The organism is Hymenobacter nivis, assembly GCF_006439025.1.
Classification (GTDB): Bacteria; Bacteroidota; Bacteroidia; order Cytophagales; family Hymenobacteraceae; genus Hymenobacter; species Hymenobacter nivis_A.
On the sequence record NZ_RCYZ01000001.1, the window covers coordinates 80,606 to 103,567 of the forward strand.

General features: G+C 59.6%; 15 protein-coding genes. 12 read left to right on the forward strand and 3 right to left on the reverse strand.

Annotation, left to right across the window (positions count from 1 at the left end; all coding sequences use genetic code 11):
- Positions 1-16: 16 nt before the first annotated feature.
- Genes argH through argB form a run of 3 tightly spaced genes read right to left on the reverse strand, consistent with a single transcriptional unit; the run spans position 17 to position 3,184 of the window.
- Entirely contained in the window at positions 17-1,333 is a 1,317-nt protein-coding gene (argH, locus tag EAH73_RS00295) for an argininosuccinate lyase (protein ID WP_140464317.1), read from the reverse strand.
- Positions 1,334-1,352: 19 nt separating this feature from the next.
- Positions 1,353-2,417 carry a M20 family metallo-hydrolase gene (locus EAH73_RS00300; RefSeq protein WP_140464318.1) on the reverse strand — a complete coding sequence of 355 codons (1,065 nt, stop codon included), beginning with the start codon at positions 2,415-2,417 and terminating at the stop codon, positions 1,353-1,355.
- Positions 2,405-3,184, reverse strand: coding sequence for an acetylglutamate kinase (gene argB / locus EAH73_RS00305; RefSeq protein WP_140464319.1), 780 nt, complete (start codon positions 3,182-3,184; stop codon positions 2,405-2,407). The genes EAH73_RS00300 and argB overlap by 13 nt, the downstream gene beginning before the upstream one ends.
- Before the next feature lie 481 nt (positions 3,185-3,665).
- Between argB and EAH73_RS00310 the strand changes: the two genes are divergently transcribed.
- From EAH73_RS00310 to EAH73_RS00365, 12 genes are all read left to right on the forward strand, one after another.
- Positions 3,666-4,292 carry a GNAT family N-acetyltransferase gene (locus EAH73_RS00310; RefSeq protein ID WP_205012944.1) on the forward strand — a complete coding sequence of 209 codons (627 nt, stop codon included), beginning with the start codon at positions 3,666-3,668 and terminating at the stop codon, positions 4,290-4,292.
- A 3-nt stretch (positions 4,293-4,295) separates the two neighbouring features.
- Positions 4,296-5,489 carry an argininosuccinate synthase gene (argG, locus tag EAH73_RS00315; protein ID WP_140465257.1) on the forward strand — a complete coding sequence of 398 codons (1,194 nt, stop codon included), beginning with the start codon at positions 4,296-4,298 and terminating at the stop codon, positions 5,487-5,489.
- Complete coding sequence (gene argC, locus EAH73_RS00320; RefSeq protein WP_140464320.1) at positions 5,476-6,459, forward strand: N-acetyl-gamma-glutamyl-phosphate reductase; 984 nt, start codon at positions 5,476-5,478, stop codon at positions 6,457-6,459. The genes argG and argC overlap by 14 nt, the downstream gene beginning before the upstream one ends.
- Positions 6,460-6,568: 109 nt before the next feature.
- Positions 6,569-7,732: an aspartate aminotransferase family protein gene (locus EAH73_RS00325; RefSeq protein ID WP_140464321.1), complete on the forward strand. Its 1,164-nt coding sequence runs from the start codon at positions 6,569-6,571 to the stop codon at positions 7,730-7,732.
- Between the two features lie 127 nt (positions 7,733-7,859).
- A complete protein-coding gene (gene carA / locus EAH73_RS00330; protein ID WP_140464322.1) occupies positions 7,860-8,945 on the forward strand; it encodes a glutamine-hydrolyzing carbamoyl-phosphate synthase small subunit in 1,086 nt (361 codons plus the stop codon).
- A gap of 12 nt (positions 8,946-8,957) precedes the next feature.
- Entirely contained in the window at positions 8,958-9,458 is a 501-nt protein-coding gene (locus tag EAH73_RS00335) for a hypothetical protein (protein ID WP_140464323.1), read from the forward strand.
- 112 nt (positions 9,459-9,570) lie between these two features.
- Positions 9,571-12,804: a carbamoyl-phosphate synthase (glutamine-hydrolyzing) large subunit gene (gene carB, locus EAH73_RS00340; RefSeq protein ID WP_140464324.1), complete on the forward strand. Its 3,234-nt coding sequence runs from the start codon at positions 9,571-9,573 to the stop codon at positions 12,802-12,804.
- A gap of 150 nt (positions 12,805-12,954) precedes the next feature.
- The gene (locus EAH73_RS00345; protein WP_140464325.1) at positions 12,955-13,899 is read left to right on the forward strand and encodes an N-acetylornithine carbamoyltransferase; all 945 of its coding nucleotides are present in this window, start codon (positions 12,955-12,957) and stop codon (positions 13,897-13,899) included.
- A gap of 508 nt (positions 13,900-14,407) precedes the next feature.
- On the forward strand, positions 14,408-15,427 hold the full coding sequence (locus EAH73_RS00350; RefSeq protein ID WP_140464326.1) for a LacI family DNA-binding transcriptional regulator: 1,020 nt from the start codon (positions 14,408-14,410) through the stop codon (positions 15,425-15,427).
- 379 nt (positions 15,428-15,806) lie between these two features.
- Positions 15,807-18,809: a SusC/RagA family TonB-linked outer membrane protein gene (locus EAH73_RS00355; RefSeq protein ID WP_161599395.1), complete on the forward strand. Its 3,003-nt coding sequence runs from the start codon at positions 15,807-15,809 to the stop codon at positions 18,807-18,809.
- A 30-nt stretch (positions 18,810-18,839) separates the two neighbouring features.
- A complete protein-coding gene (locus EAH73_RS00360; protein ID WP_140464328.1) occupies positions 18,840-20,519 on the forward strand; it encodes a RagB/SusD family nutrient uptake outer membrane protein in 1,680 nt (559 codons plus the stop codon).
- Positions 20,520-20,689: 170 nt separating this feature from the next.
- Positions 20,690-22,927 carry a GH92 family glycosyl hydrolase gene (locus tag EAH73_RS00365; RefSeq protein WP_205012945.1) on the forward strand — a complete coding sequence of 746 codons (2,238 nt, stop codon included), beginning with the start codon at positions 20,690-20,692 and terminating at the stop codon, positions 22,925-22,927.
- Positions 22,928-22,962 lie beyond the last annotated feature (35 nt).

Genomic DNA, 22,962 nt, shown 5'->3' on the forward strand with positions numbered 1-22,962 from the left:
AATTAGCTCAAACGGCTCAGCGTTTAGGGGCCCCGCCCAACACCTGGCTGTACGCTTTCAGCTGCTGAATTTTGGCTTCGATTTCGGCCAGCCCCGGGTTGTGCACACTGCCCAGGTGCGTGGTGCGGAAGTCGCGGTGGGCCTGGTAGCTGCCGTCTTCTACCGATTGGCCCACCTGGCGGTACGCCTCGCGGAACGGCACCCCGCTCTGAATGAGCTGGTTGATGTTCTCAACCGAAAAAATCGGGTCGTATTTGGCTTGGTTGATGATGCCGGGCACCACCTGAATTTCGGGCACCGCGAAGAGCAGCATATCCAGCAAATCGAGGAACTGCTGCAGGGGCCCAAACAGGATTTCCTTGAGAATCTGGAAGTCGCGGTGGTAGCCGCTGGGCAAGTTGCTGGTGGCCAGAATCAGGTCGGTGGGCAGGGCCTGGAGGCGGTTGGCGTGGGCCCGCACCAACTCGAACACATCAGGGTTTTTCTTGTGCGGCATGATGCTGGAGCCCGTCGTGAACTCCTTGGGCAGCTTCACAAAACCCATGTCCTGGCCGTTGTAGAGCACTAAGTCGTAGGCCATTTTGGCCAGCGTGGCGGCGGCTCCGGCGATGGCAAAGGCCACGGTGCGCTCGGTTTTGCCGCGCAACATTTGGGCCCCCACGGCGCTCACGGCCACGCCGCCAAAGCCCAGCGCCGCCGTGGTTTGCTCGCGGCTGATGGCAAAGCTGCTCCCGAAGCCCGCACCCGAGCCCAGCGGGTTCTGGTCGGCCACCGTGTGGGCGGCCTCAAAAAGCGCCACGTCGAGCAGCAAGTGCTCGGCGTAGGCCCCAAACCACAGCCCGAAGCTGCTCGGCATGGCCGCCTGGAAGTGCGTGTAGCCGGGCAGCAGGTCCTCGCGGTGCACGGCGGCTTTTTGCAGCAGCACCTCAGCCAGGGCCACCAACTTGGCCGCCGCCTGCTCGGTGTAATCTTTAATGAACAGCTGAATGGCCGTCAGGACCTGATCGTTGCGCGAGCGGGCAGTGTGGATTTTCTTGCCCGCATCGCCGAATTTCTCCGTCAGGTACGACTCGATTTTGGAGTGCACGTCCTCAAATTCGGCCTCAATCTCAAACGTGCCGCCCTCAATCTGCTGCTTCAGCTCATCCAGCCCCTGGGCCAGCTGCTGCTGCTCGGCGGCGGTAATCAGGCCCGCGCCGGCTAGCATGTCGGCGTGGGCCCGGGAGGCCAGCACGTCATAGTACGCCAGGTACATGTCGAGTTCCCGGTCTTGGCCCACGGTAAATTTTTCAATCTTTTCATTGACCGAAAAACCTTTTTCCCAGATTTTCATCCTTGCTTTCTATAATTAATTAAATCACCAAATCCGTCAGCAGCGCCACGTAGTCGCGCACGCCACTAATTATTTCGCTGCGCAAAATAAATTCATCCGGCGTATGCGAGCGGGCACTATCGCCGGGCCCTATTTTCACCGTCGCGAACGGCATCAGGGCCTGGTCCGACAGCGTAGGCGAACCGTAGGTTTTTTTGCCCAGGGCCCTACCACGCTGCACCACGGGGTGGTCGGCCGCAATGCGCGACGAGTTCAGGCGCAGCGAGCGGGGCGTAATTTCCGACCGCAAGTTTTGCTGGAGAATTTCCACTATTTCGGCGTTCGAGTACAACTCGTTGGTGCGCACGTCTACCACGAAGCGGCACTCGTCGGGCACCACGTTGTGCTGCTGTCCGGCGCCGATTTGCGTGGCCGTGGTTTTTACGGGCCCTAGCAGCGGCGAAACGCGCGGCAGCTGGTTGCTGCGCAGCCAGGCAATGTCGTCCAGGGCCCTGTACAGGGCATTTTCGCCCTCGTCGCGGGCCGCATGGCCGGTTTTGCCGCGGGCCATGCAGTCGAGCACCAGCAAGCCTTTTTCGGCAATTGCCAGCTGCATTTGCGTGGGCTCGCCCACAATTCCCAAGGCAATGGGCCCCAGCTCCGGCAATAGCTTGGCAATGCCGTTGGCCCCCGAAATTTCTTCCTCGGCCGTGATGGCGCAAATTAAATTGTACGCCCGCGGCTGGTGTTGCAAATAAATAAATGCCGCCAGCAAGCTTACCGCCGAAGCGCCCGCGTCGTTGCTGCCCAGGCCGGTCAGCTTATTGCCCTCCCAGGTGGCCTCAAATGGTGGGTAGGTCCAGGCCACGCCGGGCTTCACGGTGTCGTGGTGCGAGTTGAGGAGCACCGTGGGCTGAGCGGGTGCGTAGCCCGGGGCCACGGCCCACACATTGTTGCCCTGGCGCTGCGGCAGGGCCCCGTGCGCCGACAAGAAATCAAAAATCAGCGTAGCAGTGGCCCCTTCTTCCCGCGAGAACGAGGGCGTCTCAATTAATTGCTCCAGCAGCGCCACGGCCGCCTCCGTTAGCGCGGCTAGTTCAGGCATAGCACGGTTTTGAGCGAATCGTTAATTTTTAGCGCGTGGCCAATAATAACCTTGTGCACGCCTTGGCCCAGGGCGTCAAACGAATTATCCAGCTTCGGAATCATGCCGTCGGCAATAATTCCGGCTTCTTTTAATTCTGCGTAGCTCGCCAGATTAATGTTGTCGATAACCGAATTATCATCGTTTACGTCGAGCAGCACGCCGTTTTTCTCGAAGCAGTAGTGCAGCTCAACCGCAAATTGCTGGCTCATTGCCACCGCTACCGTGGCGGCCACGGTGTCGGCGTTGGTATTTAATAGCTGGCCCTGGCCGTCGTGGGTAATGGCGCAAATTACCGGCGTCAGGCCCAGCTCGAGTAGGGCCCCCAGCAGCTTTGCATTAACGCCCGCGGGCTTGACGTCGCCCACGAAGCCATAGTCAATCTCGCGCACCGGCCGCTTCACCGCCCGAATCACGTTGCCATCGGCTCCACTGAGGCCCAAGGCGTTGACGTGGTTTTGCTGCAAGCCGGCCACGATGGCCTTATTGGTTTTGCCGGCGTAAAACATGGTCACCACATCGAGCGTGGGGGCGTCGGTGATTCGGCGGCCGTTCACCAGCTTCGGCGCAAGGCCCAGGGCCCGCAGCATTTCGCTGGCCCCCTTACCGCCGCCGTGCACCAAAATTCGGGGGCCCTCCACCCGGGCAAATAATTGCAGAAAATGTGCTAGGCTCACCGCGTCGTCGATGATGCCACCGCCTATTTTAATTATTTTTAATTGCTTCATTTGCCCTTAATAATTAATTAATTCCCCTTGCACTTATGCGGAATTCAAAGAAGTGACCTTCACTTCACCGCCCCTAACTCCTCGGCAACTGAGTGGCTCGCCAAAAAACTTCCCCAAAAGGTTGCGGGCAAAAGTAGGGGGTTTTACTTTTGCAGCAGAATTGAACTCTGCGCCTCAGTGGCTCGTTTAGCCCCCGATTTCTCGCTCCTGCCAATGACCGCATCCATGCCCACTAACCCGTTGTCTGACGCCGCCGCGATGGCTGGTGGCTCAATGGGGTGCGTTCGGACTGCGTGGGTACGACGACCCTAGCGGCTACCGCAGCCGCTTGGTGCGCCCGCCCGGGCCACCTCTCCTTGGCGCCGGGCTGGGCCCCGCGCCACTTACCGACAGATTTTTGGGCCTTCCTGACAATACCAAGCGCGCACTGCGTTTGTCAGGAACCCGCGCATCTCTCCCTAAGTTTTTCTCAATTCACAGAATGGAAATACGGGTTGCAACGGCAGAAGATGCCATTTACGCCGACACGCTGTGCCAGTGGTACATCGCATCGGCCCAACAGCGCGGCACGGGCATCGCCAAACGCGAGCCCGCCTACGTGGCCCAGAAAATGGCCAGCGGCGACGGCATTCTGGCGTTTGTCGACGGCGAGCTGGCCGGGTTCTGCTACATCGAAACGTTTGACGACAAGTCTTTTGTCGTGAACTCGGGCTTGGTGGTGAACGTCGAGCTCCGCAAGCACGGCGTGGGCCGCGCCATCAAGCAGGCGGTGTTCAACCTCTCGCGCACCAAGTACCCGCAGGCCAAGATTTTCGGCATCACGACCAGCCTGGCCGTGATGAAAATTAACACCGACTTGGGCTACGAGCCGGTCACCTTCTCCGAGCTGACCCAGAGCGAAGACTTCTGGAAGGGCTGCAAAAGCTGCAAGAACTACGGCATCCTGATGGAGAACGAGCGCAAAATGTGCCTCTGCACCGGCATGCTTTACGACGCGGCCGATAAGCTTGTGCAAGTGCAGGTGCCCGATTTTGCCGCCCTGGGGGCCCCCGCCGCGCCCGCTGCCCAAGCCCTCGCCCCTGATTCTGAAACCGATTCTGCCTCCTAAATGATGAAGAAAAAAGCCATTCTCGCCTACAGCGGCGGCCTCGACACGTCGTACTGCGCCGTGTACCTCTCCCGCGAGCTGGGCCTGGAAGTTCACACCGTCATCGTCAATTCCGGCGGCTTTTCGCCCGAAGAATTGGCAGCCATTGAAAAGCGCGCCTACGAGCTGGGCTCGGTGCAGCACGAGGTGATCGACGTGACGCAGCGCTTCTACCACGACTGCCTGCGCTACCTGCTGTTTGGCAACGTGCTGAAGAACGACACCTACCCACTGAGTGTGAGCGCCGAGCGCATGTTCCAGTCGCTGGCTATCGCCGAGTACGCCCGCCAGAACAAGGCCGACTACATTGTGCACGGCAGCACCGGCGCCGGCAACGACCAAGTGCGCTTCGACGTGGCTTTCGCCGTGATTGCGCCCGATACAGAAATCATTGCCCCCATCCGCGACAAGAAACTCTCGCGCCAGGAAGAGATTGAGTACCTGCAAAAGAACGGCTTCGAAATGAGCTGGGAAAAGGCTAAGTATTCCATCAACGTGGGCATTTGGGGCACGAGCGTGGGCGGCGTCGAAACGCTGACCTCGCACTTGGCCCTGCCCGACAGCGCCTACCCCTCGCAGCCCACCGCCACCGACGCCCAGCAAATCGAAATCACCTTCGAGAAGGGCGAGCCCGTGGCGCTGAACGGCGAAAAAATGGATTCGGTAGCGCTCATCCAGCGCCTCAATACGCTGGGGGCCAGCTACGCCATCGGCCGCGACACGCACGTGGGCGACACGATTCTGGGCATTAAGGGCCGCGTGGGATTTGAGGCCCCGGCGGCGCTCATGCTCATCAAAGCGCACCATTTGCTGGAGAAACACACCTGCTCGCGCTGGCAGCTGCTGCACAAAGACAACCTGGCTAACTGGTACGGCACGCTGCTGCACGAGGCCCAGTACCTCGACCCGGTGATGCGCGACATGGAGGCCTTCCTTGCCTCGTCGCAGGCCCGCGTGTCGGGCAAGGTATCGGTGCGCCTGCAGCCCTACCGCTTTGATTTGCTGGGCGTTGTCTCGCCCTACGACATGATGCAGTCGAAGGCTGCCACCTACGGCGAAACCAACGACGCCTGGGATGCCCGCGACGCCAAGGGCTTCATCAAAATCTTCGGCAACCAGCTGAAAATCCACGCCAGCCTCGACGATGCAAACAATTAAGGCCGGCATCGTGGGCGGGGCCGGCTACACGGCCGGCGAATTATTGCGCATCTTGCTGCCGCACCCCAACGTAGAAATCGCGGCCGTGGTAAGCAGCTCCAACGCCGGGGCCCCCGTGGCCCTGGTGCACGACGACCTGCTAGGCGACACTGACTTGGTGTTTGCCAGCGAATTGTCGGGTGACGAAGACGTGGTATTTCTCTGCCTGGGCCATGGCAATTCGCGGGCGTTCCTGGAGAACACCCCGCTGCCCGCGGCTACCCGCGTCATCGACCTGAGCAACGATTTCCGCCTCGCCGCCGACCGCGACGTGGCCAGCCGCCACTTCGTGTACGGCTTGCCCGAGGCCAACCGGGCGGAAATAAAAACCGCCACCAGCATTGCCAACCCGGGCTGCTTTGCCACGGCCATCCAGCTGGCGCTACTGCCCCTCGCCGCCGCCGGGGCCCTCACCGACGCTGTGCACGTATCGGCCCTCACCGGCTCGACGGGTGCCGGCCGGGCCCTGAGCGATACGGGCAACTTCTCGTGGCGCAACAACAACGTGTCGGTCTACAAAGCCTTCACGCACCAGCACTTAGGCGAAATTGGCGAAACTCTAACGGGCTTGCAGCCGGGCTTTGCACGGCCGATTCACTTTATCCCTTATCGCGGCAATTTCACGCGGGGTATCTTCGCCTCGGTCTACACCACGTCGGATTTGCCGCTGGCCGGGGCCCTAAAGCTGTACCAGGACTACTACCGCGACGCGCCGTTTACGGTCGTTTCCGAACGCGAAATCCAGCTTAAGCAGGCCGTCAACAACAACAAGTGCTTCCTGCACCTGGCCCAGCACGGCGACCAATTGCTTATCACCTCAGCCATTGATAATTTGGTAAAAGGTGCCTCGGGCCAAGCGGTGCAGAACATGAACCTACTTTTTGGCCTCGACGAAACCACGGGCCTGCGGTTAAAATCAACGCTGTTTTAATTATTCCTTGTCATCCCGAACGCAGTGAGGCAGCTGAGTTAGTCGATTTACAAAGAATTAATTCAAATTCCTCACTGCGTTCAGAATAACAAAAATGAAATAACCTGCCATGAATTTATTCGACGTTTACCCGCTCGTGGACATCACGCCGGTGCGGGCCCTGGGAGCCAAGCTGTGGGATGATAAGGGCCAGGAATACCTAGATTTTTACGGTGGGCACGCCGTCATCTCCATCGGCCATAGCCACCCGCACTACGTGCAGCGCCTGACGGAGCAATTGCAGAATATCGGCTTCTACTCCAACTCGGTAAAAATCCCGATTCAGCAGCAGCTAGCTGCCAAATTGGGCCAGGTATCGGGCTACGAAGACTATACCCTTTTCCTGTGCAACTCGGGAGCTGAAGCCAACGAGAACGCGCTGAAGCTGGCTTCCTTCCATACGGGCAAAAAGCGCGTGGTGGCTTTTAAAGGCGCTTTTCACGGCCGCACCTCGGGCGCGGTGGCCACCACCGACAACCCGAAAATCGTCGCGCCCTTCAACGCGGACCACGCCGTTTCCTTCGTCGAATACGACCTAAAAGCGGTGGCCGAGGTGCTACGCGGCGGCGACGTGTGCGCCGTCATCATCGAGCCGATTCAGGGCGTGGGCGGCATCATCATGCCCTCCGATGATTTCTTGCAGGGTCTCTCGCTGCTCTGCGGGGCCCATAACGTGCTGCTGATTGCCGACGAGGTGCAGTGCGGCTACGGCCGCAGCGGCAAGTTTTTTGCGCACCAGTACGCCGGCATCCGGCCCGATATCATCTCGGTCGCCAAGGGCATGGGCAACGGCTTCCCCATCGGCGGCATCCTCATTGCGCCGCAGTACAAGGCCTCGTATGGCTTGCTGGGCACCACCTTCGGCGGCAACCACTTGGCCTGCGCCGCCGCGCTGGCGGTGCTCGAAGTCATTGAGGACGAAGACCTCCTGGCCCACGCCACCGCCATGGGCAACCACCTCCGCACCGAGCTGCTGGCCCACGCGGGGGCCCTGGAAGTTCGCGGCCGCGGCCTGATGGTGGGCATCAAGTATGACTTCCCCATCAAGGCAACCCGTGACAAGCTGCTCTCGGAATACCATATTTTTGTAGGCAATGCCTCGGACCCCACGGTGCTCCGGCTGCTGCCGCCGCTTAATATTACAAAAGCGGAGGTTGACCGGTTTTTAGGGGCCCTGTATACATTGACAGAGAAGTCGGTAGAAGCTGTTCAACCAGCATCGGTATTGGATTAATAGGTTATAGAGACGCAATATTTTGCGTCTCTTTGTTTATCGGCCCATGCCAGAACGACGCACATTAATATAGTCTGCGACGATGATGGCTTAATAACTTTGCGTCTCTAAAACAGCAACAACGTAGATGTCCCAAACAGTAAAACTCATCCTCGAAGACGGCACCGAAATCCAGGGCGAATCCTTCGGGGCCCTAACTTCCGCCGCGGGCGAAGTGGTGTTCAGCACGGCCATGACCGGCTACCCCGAAAACCTCACCGACCCGTCCTTCGCCGGCCAGATTCTGGTGCTCACCACCCCCATGGTGGGCAATTACGGCGTACCCGGCGAGGAGCTGTACGAGTCGATTTCCACCATTTTCGAGTCAGATAAAATTCACATTGCCGGGCTCGTGGTGAGCTACTACTCCGAGGAGCATAGCCACTGGCACGCCGCCAAAAGCCTCGGCGACTGGCTCAAGGAGTACAACATCCCCGGCATTTTTGGCGTCGATACCCGCATGCTCACCAAGAAGCTGCGCGAGAAGGGCGCCATGCTGGGCAAAATCGTGGCCGAGGAAGACGTGCCCCTGCACGACCCCAACCTGGACAACCTCGTGGCCCAGGTGAGCCCGGCCGGTGTGCAGCACTACGGCAGCGGCCAGCACAAAATCGTGCTCGTGGACTGCGGCACCAAAACCAACATTATCCGCTGCTTCCTGGAGCGCGACGTGGAGCTGATTCGGGTGCCCTGGGACTACGATTTCACCACGCTGGACTACGACGGCCTGTTCCTGAGCAACGGCCCCGGCGACCCCAAAATGTGCGCGCCCACCATTCAGAACCTCCATAAAGCGCTGCAACAGGACAAGCCGATTTTCGGCATCTGCCTGGGCAGCCAGCTCATGGGCCTGGCCGCGGGCGGCGACACCTTCAAGCTAAAATACGGCCACCGCAGCCACAACCAGCCCGTGAAGCTCACCGGCACCCAGCACTGCTACATCACCAGCCAAAACCACGGCTTCGCGGTAGACACCGCCACCCTGCCCGCCGAGTGGGACATGCTATTCGAGAACCTGAACGACGGCACCTGCGAAGGCATCAAGCACAAAACCAAGCCGTTCTTCTCCACCCAGTTTCACCCCGAAGCTGCTGGGGGCCCCCAGGATACGGAGTTTCTGTTTGATGACTTTTTGAAAGCGGTGGTGGAGTATAAGACCACAACAGCCAAATAGCTTTTGTCAGCCATGACAACGGATAAAAGCGAAATTCTCAAAGTATTGAAAGCGGCGCTTTGCGGCACGTACTACACGGAATTCAAATATTATATCACCGCTTTTGAGTACGAACTACTTAATGACAGCCTTGATATTAGCGCCTATCTCGTTGTCAGCGAAATTGAACTAGCAGATAAGATTGAGTGGAACAAGTGGGTGCAGTCAGCTCCATTCAATATAGCGAATAACAATGGGCCAGAAGAGCCTGCCAGAGTCTTTTTGATGGGCCTATTAACGCAGGCCATAGTTCAAGATGTAGAAGAAGAGAATGAAGGCACAATCATACTTACTTTCCAAAATGGACTGAAGGTGAGACTGGTAGGCGAAGTCGAAATCGAAGATATTTCCTGGACTATTCAATTCAGAAATTCTGATGGACAGAAAATTGGCGAGTGCACCTGCTCGTTCAATAAACTGTTTTTGAATATCAGTGAAGAGTTAGCACATAAGCTGCATTTGGCAAGCCATTGATTTAGAAACTTGGACTGGTTGATTGTGCAACGAAGCGGTAGAGATGTTTCGACTCCGCTGCGCTCCGCTCAATATGACGTTCAAGCCGTTCAAATAGAACACACCCCTTAGAATGAACAAACCCAACAAAGTTCTCATCCTTGGTTCCGGCGCCCTCAAAATTGGCGAGGCCGGGGAGTTCGATTATTCCGGCTCGCAGGCCCTCAAGGCGCTGAAAGAGGAAGGCATCCGCACCATCCTCATCAACCCCAACATTGCCACCGTGCAGACGTCGGACAACATTGCCGACGACGTGTACTTCCTGCCCGTGACGCCTTACTTCGTGGAGGAGGTCATTAAGAAGGAGCAGCCCGACGGCATTTTGGTGGCCTTTGGCGGCCAAACGGCGCTGAACTGTGCCGTGGCCCTGTACCGCGCCGGCGTGTTCGAGAAATACAACGTGAAAGTGCTGGGCACGCCCGTGCAGAGCATTATCGACACCGAGGACCGGGATATTTTCAAGGAGAAACTAGAGCAGATTGGCGTGCTCTCGGCCCGCAGCGTGGCCGTGACCACGATGGACGACGCGCTGGCAGCGGCCGAGAAAATCGGCTTCCCCATTATTGTGCGGGCGGCGTTTGCGCTGGGCGGCCTGGGCAGCGGCTTCGCCAACAACATGGACGAGCTGCGGACGCTGGCCCAAAAGTCCTTCACGACTTCCGACCAGATTTTGGTGGAAGAATCGCTGAAGGGCTGGAAGGAAGTGGAGTACGAAGTGGTGCGCGATGCCTATGATAACTGCATCACGGTCTGCAACATGGAGAACTTCGACCCCATCGGCATCCACACCGGCGAGAGCATCGTGGTGGCCCCGTCGCAGACGCTCAGCAACCGCGAGTACCACAAGCTGCGCAGCATCGGCATCCAAACCATCCGCCACCTGGGCATCGTGGGCGAGTGCAATATTCAGTACGCGCTCGACCCCGTTTCGGAGGATTACCGCGTAATTGAAGTGAACGCGCGCCTGTCGCGCTCCTCGGCGCTGGCCTCCAAGGCCACGGGCTACCCGCTGGCCTTCGTGGCCGCCAAGCTAAGCCTGGGCTACTCGCTGGCCGAACTGAAAAACAGCGTAACGCAGACGACCTCGGCCTTCTTCGAGCCGGCCCTCGACTACGTGGTGGTGAAGCTGCCGCGCTGGGATTTGGGTAAATTCGCGGGCGTTAACCGCCAGATTGGCAGCGCCATGAAGAGCGTGGGTGAGGTCATGGCTATCGGCAAATCCTTCGAGGAAGCCATTCAGAAAGGCCTGCGGATGCTGGACACCGGCAAGCGCGGCTTCGTGGCCAACCGGCCCGAGGACGAGTTGGATAACGCCGCCATCGACCAGCTCCTGAGCGAGCCGAACGAGGAGCGCATCTTTGCCATTAACAGCGCGTTTGAGGCCGGCTACTCGCTGGAGCAGGTGCATCAATTGACGAAAATTGACCACTGGTTTTTACAGCGCTTGTACACCATTTTCGAGCTTGGCAATCAACTGGCTGCTGGTCGCTCCAATGGCCTTGATGGCTTAGAAACCAAGCTGCTACGTGACGTCAAGAAAGCCGGTTTCTCCGACCAGCAAATTGCCGTGAAACTGCTGGGCGAAGGCGACGTGAAGGCCGACGAGCTGCTGGTGCGCGCGCACCGCAAGGCCCTGGGCGTGCTGCCCGTGGTGAAGCAGATTGACACGCTGGCGGCCGAGTTTCCGGCCAAAACCAACTACCTATACACCACTTACTACGGCACCGAAAACGACCTGGAGCGCGAAACCGCGCAGTCGGTGGTGGTGCTGGGCTCGGGCGTGTACCGCATCGGCTCATCGGTCGAGTTTGACTGGTGCGGCGTGCAGGCCGTGCAAACGGCGGCGGCCGAGGGCTACAAAACCATCATCATCAACTACAACCCCGAAACCGTTTCGACCGACTACGATGTGTCGGACCGGCTGTATTTCGAGGAGCTGAGTTTCGAACGGGTGATGGACATCCTGGATTTTGAGCAGCCCGGCGGCGTGATTCTGAGCACCGGCGGCCAGATTCCCAACAACCTGGCCACCCGTTTGGCCGATGTCAACGCGCCCATCCTAGGCACCGCACCAGCCCGTATTGACGAGGCCGAGAACCGCCACAAGTTCTCCAGCATCATGGACGAGCTGGGCATTTCTCAGCCGCGCTGGAAGGAACTGACCTCGCTGGAAGCCATGAACGAGTTCGTGCGCGAAGTCGGTTTCCCGGTGCTCATCCGGCCGAGCTACGTGCTATCGGGCGCCGCTATGAACGTGGTATCCAACAAGTTTGAGCTAGAAGCCTTCCTGCAAACCGCTGTGGAAGTGAGCGCCGAATACCCAGTGGTGGTGTCGGAATTCATCCAGGAAGCCAAGGAAATTGAGCTGGACGCGGTGGCCGACCACGGCGAGATCGTGAGCTATGCCATCTCGGAGCACGTGGAGTTTGCCGGCGTGCACTCCGGCGACGCTACTATGTACTACCCACCCCAACGGGTGTACGTGGGCACCATCCGCAAGCTGAAAATTATCGCCGAAAAGATTGCCAAGCGCTACGAAATCAGCGGCCCGTTCAACATCCAGTTTCTGGAAAAAAACGGCGAAATCCGGGTGATTGAGTGCAACATCCGCGCCTCGCGCAGCTACCCGTTCGTATCGAAAATATCGGGCAACAACCTCATCAAGAAAGCCACGCAAATCCTGCTGGGCAAACCCGTAGAGCGCGACGAAAGCGAGCGGATTTACGACCTGCCCTTCGTGGGCGTGAAGGCCCCGCAGTTCTCCTTCACCCGCCTGCCCGGCGCCGACCCCGTGCTGCGCGTCGACATGGTGAGCACCGGCGAAGTCGGCTGCCTAGGCGACACCGCTGAGGAAGCCCTGCTGAAATCGATGCTGAGCGTGGGCTACAAAATCCCGCAGAAAACAGTGCTCATTTCCGGCGGCCCCATCATCTCCAAAGTGGCCCTGCTCGCGCCCGCCGCGCTGCTGGTAAAAAAGGGATACACCGTGTACGCCACGCAAGGCACGCACCGCTTCTTTGCCGAAAACGGCATCCCGAGCAGCCTCCTCTTCTGGCCCGATGAGATGCAGGAGCCCAACGTGCTGACATATTTGAAGGAAAAGAAAATCGACCTGGTCATCAATATTCCCAAAAACCTGTCGAAAGGCGAATTGGATAACGACTACAAAATCCGCCGTACGTCCGTGGATTTTGGCGTTGGTTTGCTAACGAATGCGCGGCTAGCGAAGGCGTTTATTCAGGCGTTTTGCACGCTGGAAATGAAGGACTTGAAGATTAAGAGCTGGAACGAGTATAAGGCGATGTAAATCGGCAGGACAATAGCGAAAGCAACTTTTACATAGAACGTCATGCTGAGCGGAGTCGAAGCATTTCTACCGCGAGAGTAATTATTTACTACTGCGGTAGAAATGCTTCGACTCCGCTCAGCATGACGTTCTTTTTGACAATGAAACCCTATGAAAAACTTCACCTCCTTCGCCGATGCGGGCGACTACAAAGCCCTGCTGGCGAAGGCTCTCGAAATAAAGGCTAATCCCTACGGCTACCAGCAAATTGGCAAGAACAAAACTGTGGGGCTCATCTTTTTTAACCCCAGCCTGCGCACCCGGCTCAGCTCGCTGAAGGCGGCCTACAACCTGGGGGCCCAGGCCTGGGTGCTGAACGCCGGGGCCGACTCGTGGACGCTGGAAACAGCCGACGGCGCAGTGATGAACGGCGGCACCCAGGAGCACATTAAGGACGCTATTGCCGTGATGAGCGAGTACTGCGACGTGCTGGGCGTGCGCACGTTCCCCACGCTCAAGGATAAGGCGGAGGACTATGGCGAGGTTCTATTCAACAAGATTGTGCGGTACGCTACCGTGCCGGTCATCAGCCTGGAAAGCGCCACGTTGCACCCGCTGCAAAGCTTTGCCGACCTCATTACGGTAGCTGAAACCAAGCAGAAGGAGCGCGTGAAAGTGGTGCTCACTTGGGCCCCGCACGTGCGCGCCCTGCCCCAGTGCGTGCCCAACTCGTTTGCCGACTGGTTTTCAGAGGTGGACTGGGTGGATTTCGTCATTACCCACCCCGAGGGCTACGAGCTTGACCCCAAGTTCACAAAGGGCGCCCGCATCGAGTACGACCAGCGCAAGGCGTTTGAGGGCGCCGATTACATCTACGCCAAAAACTGGAGCAGCTACCGCGACTACGGCCAAATCTTGAGCACCGACCCCGCTTGGATGGTGAGCGAGGCCCACATGGCCCTCACCGACAACGGTAAATTCATGCACTGCCTGCCCGTGCGCCGCAACGTGGTGGTGACGGACGCGGTGCTCGACTCGCCCAATTCGCTCATCGTCCGGGAAGCCGGCAACCGTACTTTTTCGATGCAAACGGTGCTGCACGAGCTGCTGAAGTAGCTGGGGTAATGGCGAGCTTACCTGCTGATAATGGGGCCCCCGAGTTTCGGTGGGCCCTTTTCGTTGCACATCGTGCGTGCTCAGATTGCAGCCGAGGAACACTTACTTGCTACTCGGGTCGCAGGGATGGCGGCACGGTATGCGGCGCAGCCTGCTGATGGCTGCTGGAATAGCGCAGGTTACGTTCCCACACCGCGTCCACGTCTTGGCAACGGTTGGGAAGTTGCGGCAATCGCAACGACTGCCTTGTGTGGGGTTGCCGCCCTGCTAAAAATTCTGGGTGTGCCCGGCGGCAAGAGGCGGCAGAATGATGCCGTGGGGACTCAAATTTTCACTACACTGTCCTTTGACTCACAACAAGTTAAACAAAGTCATTTTACTTGAATGTGGCGAAATCGGTTGGCAAAGGATGGTTCCTACGGCTTTGCCTCAGAAAATTGTAGATTTATCGATAATAACTTCATGTTTTGGCAGCACTTCACCCGCCTGGCCGCGCCTGCCTTTTCCAATGGACAAAATCAACATCAAGCGTCTGGCCGAAGAGCTGAACCTATCCACGTCGACCATTTCCCGGGCCTTGCAGGACAGCTACCAGATCGGGGCCGCAACCAAGCAGCGGGTACTGGAGCTGGCCAAAAAGCTCAACTACCAGCCCAACCCCCACGCCAGCAGCCTGGGCAGCAGCCGGAGCAAAACCATTGCCGTCGTCATTCCAGAGGTCTTCGATAGCTACTTCGCGCTGGCCATCAACGGCATTGAGGCCGTGGCTCAGGCCCAGGGCTACCACGTACTTATCTACCTCACGCACGAGCGGTTGCAGCTGGAGCAGGAGATTTTGCACGCCTTCCGGAGTGGCCGGGTAGATGGCGTGGTGATATCAGTATCGGCCGAAACTACGTCTACAGCGCACATCCAGGCTCTGCGAGCGCAGGGCGTGCCAGTGGTATTTTTCGACCGCGCGGCTGACGACGTTGACACGGCACGGGTGACGACCAATGATACTGAGAGCGCCTACCAGGCCACCTGCCACCTCATCGAGCGCCGGTGCACCACGCTCCTATTGCTTTCCATTTCGCGCCACCTTTCCATCGGCCGGCAGCGCATTGCGGGCTACCGCCAGGCCTTAACCGAACACGGCCTGGCGTTCCGCGACGACGACATTGTGGACTGCGGCCAAGACCCAGAAGCCAACCGCGAGCTGCTGGAAGCAACCCTGCGAGCGCGCCCCGGCATCGACGGCATTATCTCCACCGTTGAGATGCTGACCGAGAGCACCTACCAGGCTTGCTACGCCCTGCACCGGCGTATTCCGCAGGATGTGAAGGTGGTTAGCTTCTACAACTCGCGCTCAGCGGCCATCCTCAACCCGTCGCTGACCACCATCAGCCAGCCCGCTTTCGAGATGGGGAAGACTGCCGCGACGCTACTGCTCAAAGCCCTGCGAAACCCGAAAAGCACCCTAGTGGCCGAAAATGTCGTGCTACCGTCCGTACTCACCATCCGCAATTCGACGGCCTCTATTGGGTAGTGAATGTGGGCGAATTAGGGCCCCCAGGGCAAAGTTTACTGCGGGCGTTTCGCTTTGTTAATCAACGCTTCATCTTCGGAAACAGGGCTAAAAGGTGAATTAATTGGCCTGTAGGAGACTACCGGAGACCAAAACGCTTGTGCCAGATTACGCAAGCGTTTGCGCAGATATAGGCTTGTTCATAGTATCTACATTCAGGTTAGGGTATCAATTTCGTGGTCTTAATCGCCCACTTTTTATTCCCTTTTTGTGTATGCGGACAACTTTTACGCGCTTACTGGCTAGTAATGGCTTAGCGGCCGCGCTCTGCTGCCTCAACCTCCCGGCCCAGGCCGGAAACGAGTCCGTTGCACCAGCGAACGGCCTGCCCCCCCACGCGTTGCCGGAGGTCCACCCCGCGCTGGGGGCCCCAGCGGTAACCATTACCGGCAAGGTGACCGACGAAAAAGGCGAGAGCCTGCCCGGGGCCACGGTGCTGCTGAAGGGCACTACCAACGGCACGACCACGGACATGAGCGGTAATTTCTCCATCGCGGTGCCCACCGCGAAAGGGGTTCTTATTGTCTCCTTCGTTGGCTACCAAACCATAGAAGTACCGATCAGCAACAACCTGGACATTAAGGTTGTGCTGAAGGCCGATGCCAAGTCGTTGGATGAGGTGGTGGTGGTGGGCTACGGCACCCAGAAAAAGCGCGACTTGACCGGCACCGTGGTGTCGCTCGAAAGCAAGGAGATCGTGAACTCCAAGGCCCCCAACGCCCAGGAGGCATTGCAGGGCCGACTGTCGGGGGTAGACGTGAAACGCTCCTCGGGCAAGCCCGGCGCCGACCTGACTATTGAGATTCGGGGCGCCAACTCCATCGGCGGCAACACCCAGCCGCTGTACGTGCTGGACGGCATTCCGGTGTCGAACATCAACGACATCAACCCGGCCGACATCGAGCGCATCGACGTGCTCAAGGACGCCTCTTCGACGGCCATTTACGGCTCGCGTGGGGCTAACGGGGTCGTAATTGTGACGACGAAGAAGGGCTCGGCCGGTGGCGCGCGCATCACCTACGACGGCTACGCGGGCTTTGTGGAAGCCTACAACCTGCCGCCCATGATGAACGGGGCAGAGTTTGCGGCCTATGCCCGCGAATACAGCCGCACCCGCGCCATCGACCAGGGCCAGAACCCCGATGTGGTGGCCACCGACGACAAGATATTTTCGGCCACGGAGCTGCGCAACATCCAAAACAACAACTTCACCAACTGGATAGACCTCATCAAGCAGCGCGGCCTGCAAACCAGCCACTTGCTTTCGCTCAATGGCGGCGATGGCAAAACCAATACCTTCTTGTCGCTCGGCTACCAGGATTACCAGGGCGCCGAGAAAGTAGCAGACCTGAAGAAGTACACCATGAAAATCGGCGTTGATAAGACGCTCAGCGACAAGTTCAAATTTGGGGCTTCGACCTACACAGCCTTCGTCGACAACAAGCCCGGCGGCTTCGAAGCGTTTCGGAGCGCCCACCGCCTGCGGCCCACCGGCAGCGCCTACAACGAGGACGGCAGCGAGCGTTTCATCGCCTTCGAAACCGAGGCGCAGATCACCAACCCGCTCTTCGACTTCCGCAACGAGGTGCGGCGCACGCAGTACGTTCGCCTCCTGCCGAACGTGTACGGCGAGTGGAATATCCTGAAGGGCCTGAAGTTTCGGTCCACGTTCACCACCGACATCACGTACCAGCGGGGCGGCTCGTACCTGGACACCTACACCAAGTCGCGCGCCGGCACCCAGCCCAGCAATGCCAGCTACAACACGTACCACGTCTTCAACTACGACCAGGAGAACTTCCTGAGCTATGCCAAGGACTTTGGGCCCCACAGCCTAAGCATTTTGGCGGGCACCACGGCCAACTATTACCAGAACGACGCCAGCTCCACCACCGTTTCGGGCCTGCCCTACAACTCGCTGTGGTACAACCTGGGCACGAGCACGGCCGTGACCATTGGGGGCACCACTACCCCCCCTTCCACTGTTGCCACTAGCAACTACGCCAAGCAAACGACCATGTCGTACCTGGCGCGGGCCAACTACTCGTTCCGCGGCCGGTACTTGGTGACGCTGACTGGCCGCTACGATGGCAACTCCATCCTGGCCGAAGGCAAAAAGTGGGACTTCTTCCCGTCGGCCGGCTTTGCCTGGGTAGCCAGCGACGAAGACTTCTTCAAGCAGTACGAATTCCTGAACCTGCTGAAGGCGCGGGTGAGCTACGGCGAATCGGGCAACGCGGCCATTTCCAGCAACAACCCGCTGGGCTTGAACCCCTACGCCACGCAGGTAACGGTAACGCCCTCGTACTACGACTTCAACGGCGTGACGGCCAACGGTTTTTCGCCCTCGGGCCTGGGCAACAAAAACCTGACCTGGGAGAAAACCCGCGAGTACAACGCCGGCCTGGAAATCTCGCTCTTCAAGGGTCGGATTTCACTTGATGCCGACTACTACAACAAAACGTCGCGCGGCTCCATTCTGGTGCAGCAAATTCCGGCCGGCAACGGCTTCAACTCGGTGCTCTCTAACGTGGGCCGGGTGCGCAACGAGGGGGTCGAGCTGAACCTGAACACGGTGAACGTAACCAACAGCAAGTTCACCTGGAAAACGAACATCAACTTTGCCCACAACCACAACGCGATTCTGGACCTCTACGGCGACGGTAAAGACGACGTGGGCAACAGCTGGTTTATCGGCCAGAACGTGCGGTCGTATTACGACTACAAAGTAATTGGCGTGTGGCAGACCGATGAAGCGGTGAAGGCCGCCGAGTACGGGCAGAAGCCCGGCCAATGGAAATTGCAGGACACCAACGGCGACGGCAAGATTAGCAGCGACGACCGGGTGGTGCTGGGCAACAACTCGCCCAAGTGGTTTGGGGGCATTTCCAACACCGTCAACTTCGCCAACTTTGACTTGAACGTGACCGTGTACACCCGCCAGGGCGTGACGGAGTACAACCAGTTTCTGTCGGCGCACGAGTTTGGCGACGAGGGCCGGGCCCGCTACAACTCCTTCAACCGCTCCTACTGGACCCCCACCAACCTGACCAACGAGTGGGCCAACGCCGCCATTGAGCAGGACGGTAACCGCCGCCGGGCTTCGGGTTACACCGACGCTTCGTACACCAAAATCAGCAACATCACCCTCGGCTACAACGTGCCGAAAGCCATGTCGGGCCGCTTCGGCGTGGGCAGCCTCCGGGTGTACGCCACGGCCTACAACCCCTTCATCTTCACCGACTACGTGGGCTGGGACCCCGAAACGGCTAGCCTGAACACCTACGGGTTGCAAAGCTTCCGGACCCGCACCTTCCTCTTTGGGGTGAACGTGTCGCTGTAACCTAACCTTCTACGAGCCCAGTCTTACTTTATGAAACGCTACATCAACGGCCTGTGCGCAACGGGCTTTCTGGCCCTGCTGGCCCTCAGCGGCTGCAAAGACTACCTAACCGAGGAAAACCTGGGCGGCCGCACCGCCGAAACCTACTACGGCACCGCCCAGGGCTTCGAAGACCTGGTGAAATCGAACTACGCGCCCCTGCGGCCCCTGCTCACCTACTCGGGCATGTTCTTCCTGGGCACCGACATCTTCACGGTGGCGAACGTGGGCACGACCGATGCCTTTAACAGCTACGACAACAACCTGAATTCGAGCAACTACGACCTCGATTCGTATTGGAAAGAGGCGTACTACGCCATTCAGCTGACGAACACGACCATCTTCTGGTCGACGCAGGTAGCGGGCCTGGACGCCGCAACGGTGGCTACCCGCGTGGCCGAAGCCAAGGCGCTGCGGGCCTACCACTACTTCCTGCTGACCGAAACTTTTGGCGACGTACCCCTGATTCTGGCCCCTTCGACGCAGCCTACGTTTGGCTTTACCCGCACGGCGGAGAAGGACGTGTACACCCAGATTATCAAGGACCTGACTGAAGCCACGGACGCCTTGCCGGCTACTACCCCCAACTTCGGCCGCGTGACGAAGGGCATGGCCCAGCACCTCTTATCCAAGGTGTACCTAACCCGCGGCTACAAGAGCTACGGCAGCGGCCAGGCCGACTTCACCAAGGCGGGCCAGCTGGCCGAGGCACTTATTAGCTCGGGCACCTACGCGCTGAGCAGCAACTTTGCGAGCCTCTTCGACCCCAACAACGCCAGCTTTCAGGTAAACCCGGAGGTTATTTTCTCGGTGCAGTACAATCCGAACGTCGAGAGCAACCGCTACTACTACATCAACAACCCCGGCGCGTTAATCACGGGCAACGGCCTCCAGAACCTGTTCAACATGGAGTTTCAGACGTACCCGGCCATTGGCCGGAGCGCCTATTACAACAAGTCGTCGCTGTACATCTCGCCTACTCCCTACCTGTACACGCTGTTTGACAAGACGCGCGACGCGCGCTACCAAGGCACGTTTGCGACGGCCATTTATGCCCAGCTGGCTACCGCGGGCTTCGCCGTGGGCGATACGGTTATTTACTTCCCCGACGTGCCTTTTTCGGCGGCGCGCAAAGCAACGAAGAAGTACTACGTGTACAACTTCGATGAGTACGAGAACAAGACCAGCTTTTCGCCCCGCTCGCTGCCCTTCGCCAAGAAGTTCCGGGAAGTGGGTGTGCCCTATAGCGACGACAACAAGGGCGTTCGCGACACCTACGTGTTCCGCTTGGCGGAAACCTACCTCATTGCGTCGGAGGCGTATTTGAAGGCCGGTGACATGGCCAAGGCGGTGCAGTACTACAACGTGATCCGCACCCGGGCCGGCAAAACCGGCACCAACCCGGCCACCAATCTGGCCTACAAAGACGAGTTGAAGGCCACCAGCATCACCATCGACAATATCCTGGACGAGCGCGCCCGCGAGCTGTTTGGCGAAGAATTGCGCTGGTACGAGCTGAAGCGCACGGGCAAGCTGCTGGAGCGCGGCAAGCTCTACAACAAGGAGCTGGCGAAATTCAACCGCCTCCAGAGCTTTAATTTGCTGCGCCCCATTCCGCAAACCCAGATTGACCTGAACCGCGGCGACTTCCCCCAGAACCCGGGGTACTAAGCGTTCATCCGCACCAGGTAAAAGCAGAACGTTCTACCCAGCTGGCACATCCGCCGCTGGGTGGAACGTTCTGATCGTTTAAAGACTCAACGCCTACCCCCCCCGTCCCTCCCCTGAAAACGCTTACCCCCCTCCTCTTCCTCGGCCTGCTGGGGCCCCTGCCCGCCGCCGTGGCCCAGGCGCCCGACCTGGTGCACTACGTGCAGCCGCTGGCCGGCACCGCGGCCAGCACCACCGTGGGGGCCCTAAAGCACGGCGAGGGCACCGAGCACCTGGCCAACACCATCCCGGCCGTGGGCACGCCTTTTGGCATGACGCAGTGGACGCCCCAGACCCGGCCCTCGGAAACCAAGTGCCAGGCCCCCTACTACTTCCGCGATACGGTGCTGACCGGCTTCCGGGCCAGCCACTGGCTCAGCGGCTCCTGCACCCAGGACTATGGCAGCGTCACGATCATGCCCATTACGGGCCGGCTGCGCACGCAGGCGGCGGCCTACGCCGCCGGCTTTTCGCACCGCACCGAAACGGCTACGCCGGCCTACTACCAAGTCAGCCTGCCGAAATACCGGCTCCGGGCCGAAATGACGGCGACGGCGCGGTGCAGTATGCTGCAATTCACCGCCGCGCAAGCCGACAGCTTGTACGTTTTGGTGGCGCCCAACAGCGACCAGGGCCAGGGCTTCGTGCAGGTGGACGCGGCGAAGGGCGAGGTGTGGGGCTACAACCCGGCGCACCGCATTTACCAGGGCTGGGGGCAGCCGGCGGGCTTCAGCGGCTACTTTGTGGTGCAGGTGGAGCGGCGCGGGGCCCGGGGTGGCACGTTCAGCGGCGGGCGCGCCTCGGGGGCCCTAAGCCTGAAAGACCAGAAGGACCTCGGCGCGTTTCTCGGGTTTAAGGTGGCCAAGGGCGAGACGCTGCGCCTGCGCGTGGGCACCTCGTTCAGCAGCCTGGCCGGGGCCCGGCGCAACCTGGCGGCCGAGATTCCGGGCTGGGATTTTGGGGCCCTATTGGCGCAAAACAAGGCTGTGTGGCAGAAGGCGCTGGGCCAAATCCAGGTGGAAACTGCCCAGGAGCGCGACAAGCGCATCTTCTACACGGCCCTGTACCACACCATGCAGCAGCCCCGACTGTTCAACGACGTGGACGGCACTTACCCAGCCTTCGCGGGCAACTACCAGAACCAGCGGCTCGCTAAGGGCAATTACTACGACGATTTTTCGATGTGGGACATTTACCGGGCCGAGCTGCCGCTCTACGAAATACTGCGGCCGGCGCTGGTGAACGACCTGGTGAACTCCTTGGTTTTGAAGGGGCAGCAGGGCGGCTGGCTCCCGATTTTCCCGTGCTGGAACAGCTACACTTCGGCCATGATTGGCGACCACGGCACGGCGTTCATCGCCTCGGCCTACGCCAAGGGCATCCGCGGCTACGACGTGCCCGCGGCCTACCGCCTCATGCGCCAGAACGCCTTCGACCCGGCCGGCCCCGCCGACTACGCCAACGGCAAGGGCCGCCGGGCCCTGTCCTCGTACCTGCGCTACGGCTTCGTGCCGCTGGAAGACAGCGTGCAGGAAGCTTTCCACAAAAAGGAGCAGGTGAGCCGCACCCTCGAGTACGGCTACGACGACTACGCCCTGGCGCAAGTGGCTAAGGGCCTGGGCAAAACCGCTGATTACGACACCTTGACCAAGCGGGCCCAGGGCTACCGCCGGGTGTTTGACCCGGCCGTGGGACTGGTGCGGGGCCGCCACGCCGACGGCCGCTGGGGGTCCCCGTTCCGGCCAGACGTGCGCGAGCCGTACATTACCGAGGGCACGCCGCGCCAGTACACATTCTACGTGCCGCACGACGTGCCCGGCCTGGCCCGGCTGATGGGGGGCCCCGCCCGGCTGGAAGCGGCCCTCGACAGCCTATTTGCCAAAAACGAGTACTGGCACGGCAACGAGCCCGGCCACCAGATCCCGTTTATGTACAACTACACCGCCGCACCCTGGAAAACGCAGCAGCAGGTGCGCCGCATCCTGGCCGAAGAATACAGCGACGGCCCCGGCGGCCTGAGTGGCAACGACGACGCCGGGCAGATGTCGGCCTGGTACGTGTTTGCGGCGCTGGGCTTCTACCCCCTCGACCCGGTGTCGGGCGAGTACTTGCTGTGCGCGCCGCTGTTTGCGCGCACCCGCGTGCAGCTGCCCAGTGGCAAGACCTTGGAAATCAACTGCCGCTGCGCCACACCGGGGGCCCAGTACATTGCCACCGTGCGCTGGAACGGCCGACCCTACCCCCGCAGCTTCCTCCGCCACGCCGACCTGATGCAGGGCGGCCGGTTGGAGCTGGACTTGCAGGCCGCGCCCGCCCCCAAGTGGGCCAGCGAAAAACAAAACCGGCCTTCGGGCTTATCCGCTAACTAATGGTGAATCCTATTTTAATGCGTCCGTCCGTCCTT

What these genes read in the sequence shown, in the direction of transcription:
- argH (WP_140464317.1), bottom strand. Translation starts at nt 1,333, where the DNA reads ATGAAAATCTGGGAAAAAGGTTTTTCGGTCAATGAAAAGATTGAAAAA.
- EAH73_RS00300 (WP_140464318.1), bottom strand. Translation starts at nt 2,417, where the DNA reads ATGCCTGAACTAGCCGCGCTAACGGAGGCGGCCGTGGCGCTGCTGGAG.
- argB (WP_140464319.1), bottom strand. Translation starts at nt 3,184, where the DNA reads ATGAAGCAATTAAAAATAATTAAAATAGGCGGTGGCATCATCGACGAC.
- EAH73_RS00310 (WP_205012944.1), top strand. Translation starts at nt 3,666, where the DNA reads ATGGAAATACGGGTTGCAACGGCAGAAGATGCCATTTACGCCGACACG.
- argG (WP_140465257.1), top strand. Translation starts at nt 4,296, where the DNA reads ATGAAGAAAAAAGCCATTCTCGCCTACAGCGGCGGCCTCGACACGTCG.
- argC (WP_140464320.1), top strand. Translation starts at nt 5,476, where the DNA reads ATGCAAACAATTAAGGCCGGCATCGTGGGCGGGGCCGGCTACACGGCC.
- EAH73_RS00325 (WP_140464321.1), top strand. Translation starts at nt 6,569, where the DNA reads ATGAATTTATTCGACGTTTACCCGCTCGTGGACATCACGCCGGTGCGG.
- carA (WP_140464322.1), top strand. Translation starts at nt 7,860, where the DNA reads ATGTCCCAAACAGTAAAACTCATCCTCGAAGACGGCACCGAAATCCAG.
- EAH73_RS00335 (WP_140464323.1), top strand. Translation starts at nt 8,958, where the DNA reads ATGACAACGGATAAAAGCGAAATTCTCAAAGTATTGAAAGCGGCGCTT.
- carB (WP_140464324.1), top strand. Translation starts at nt 9,571, where the DNA reads ATGAACAAACCCAACAAAGTTCTCATCCTTGGTTCCGGCGCCCTCAAA.
- EAH73_RS00345 (WP_140464325.1), top strand. Translation starts at nt 12,955, where the DNA reads ATGAAAAACTTCACCTCCTTCGCCGATGCGGGCGACTACAAAGCCCTG.
- EAH73_RS00350 (WP_140464326.1), top strand. Translation starts at nt 14,408, where the DNA reads ATGGACAAAATCAACATCAAGCGTCTGGCCGAAGAGCTGAACCTATCC.
- EAH73_RS00360 (WP_140464328.1), top strand. Translation starts at nt 18,840, where the DNA reads ATGAAACGCTACATCAACGGCCTGTGCGCAACGGGCTTTCTGGCCCTG.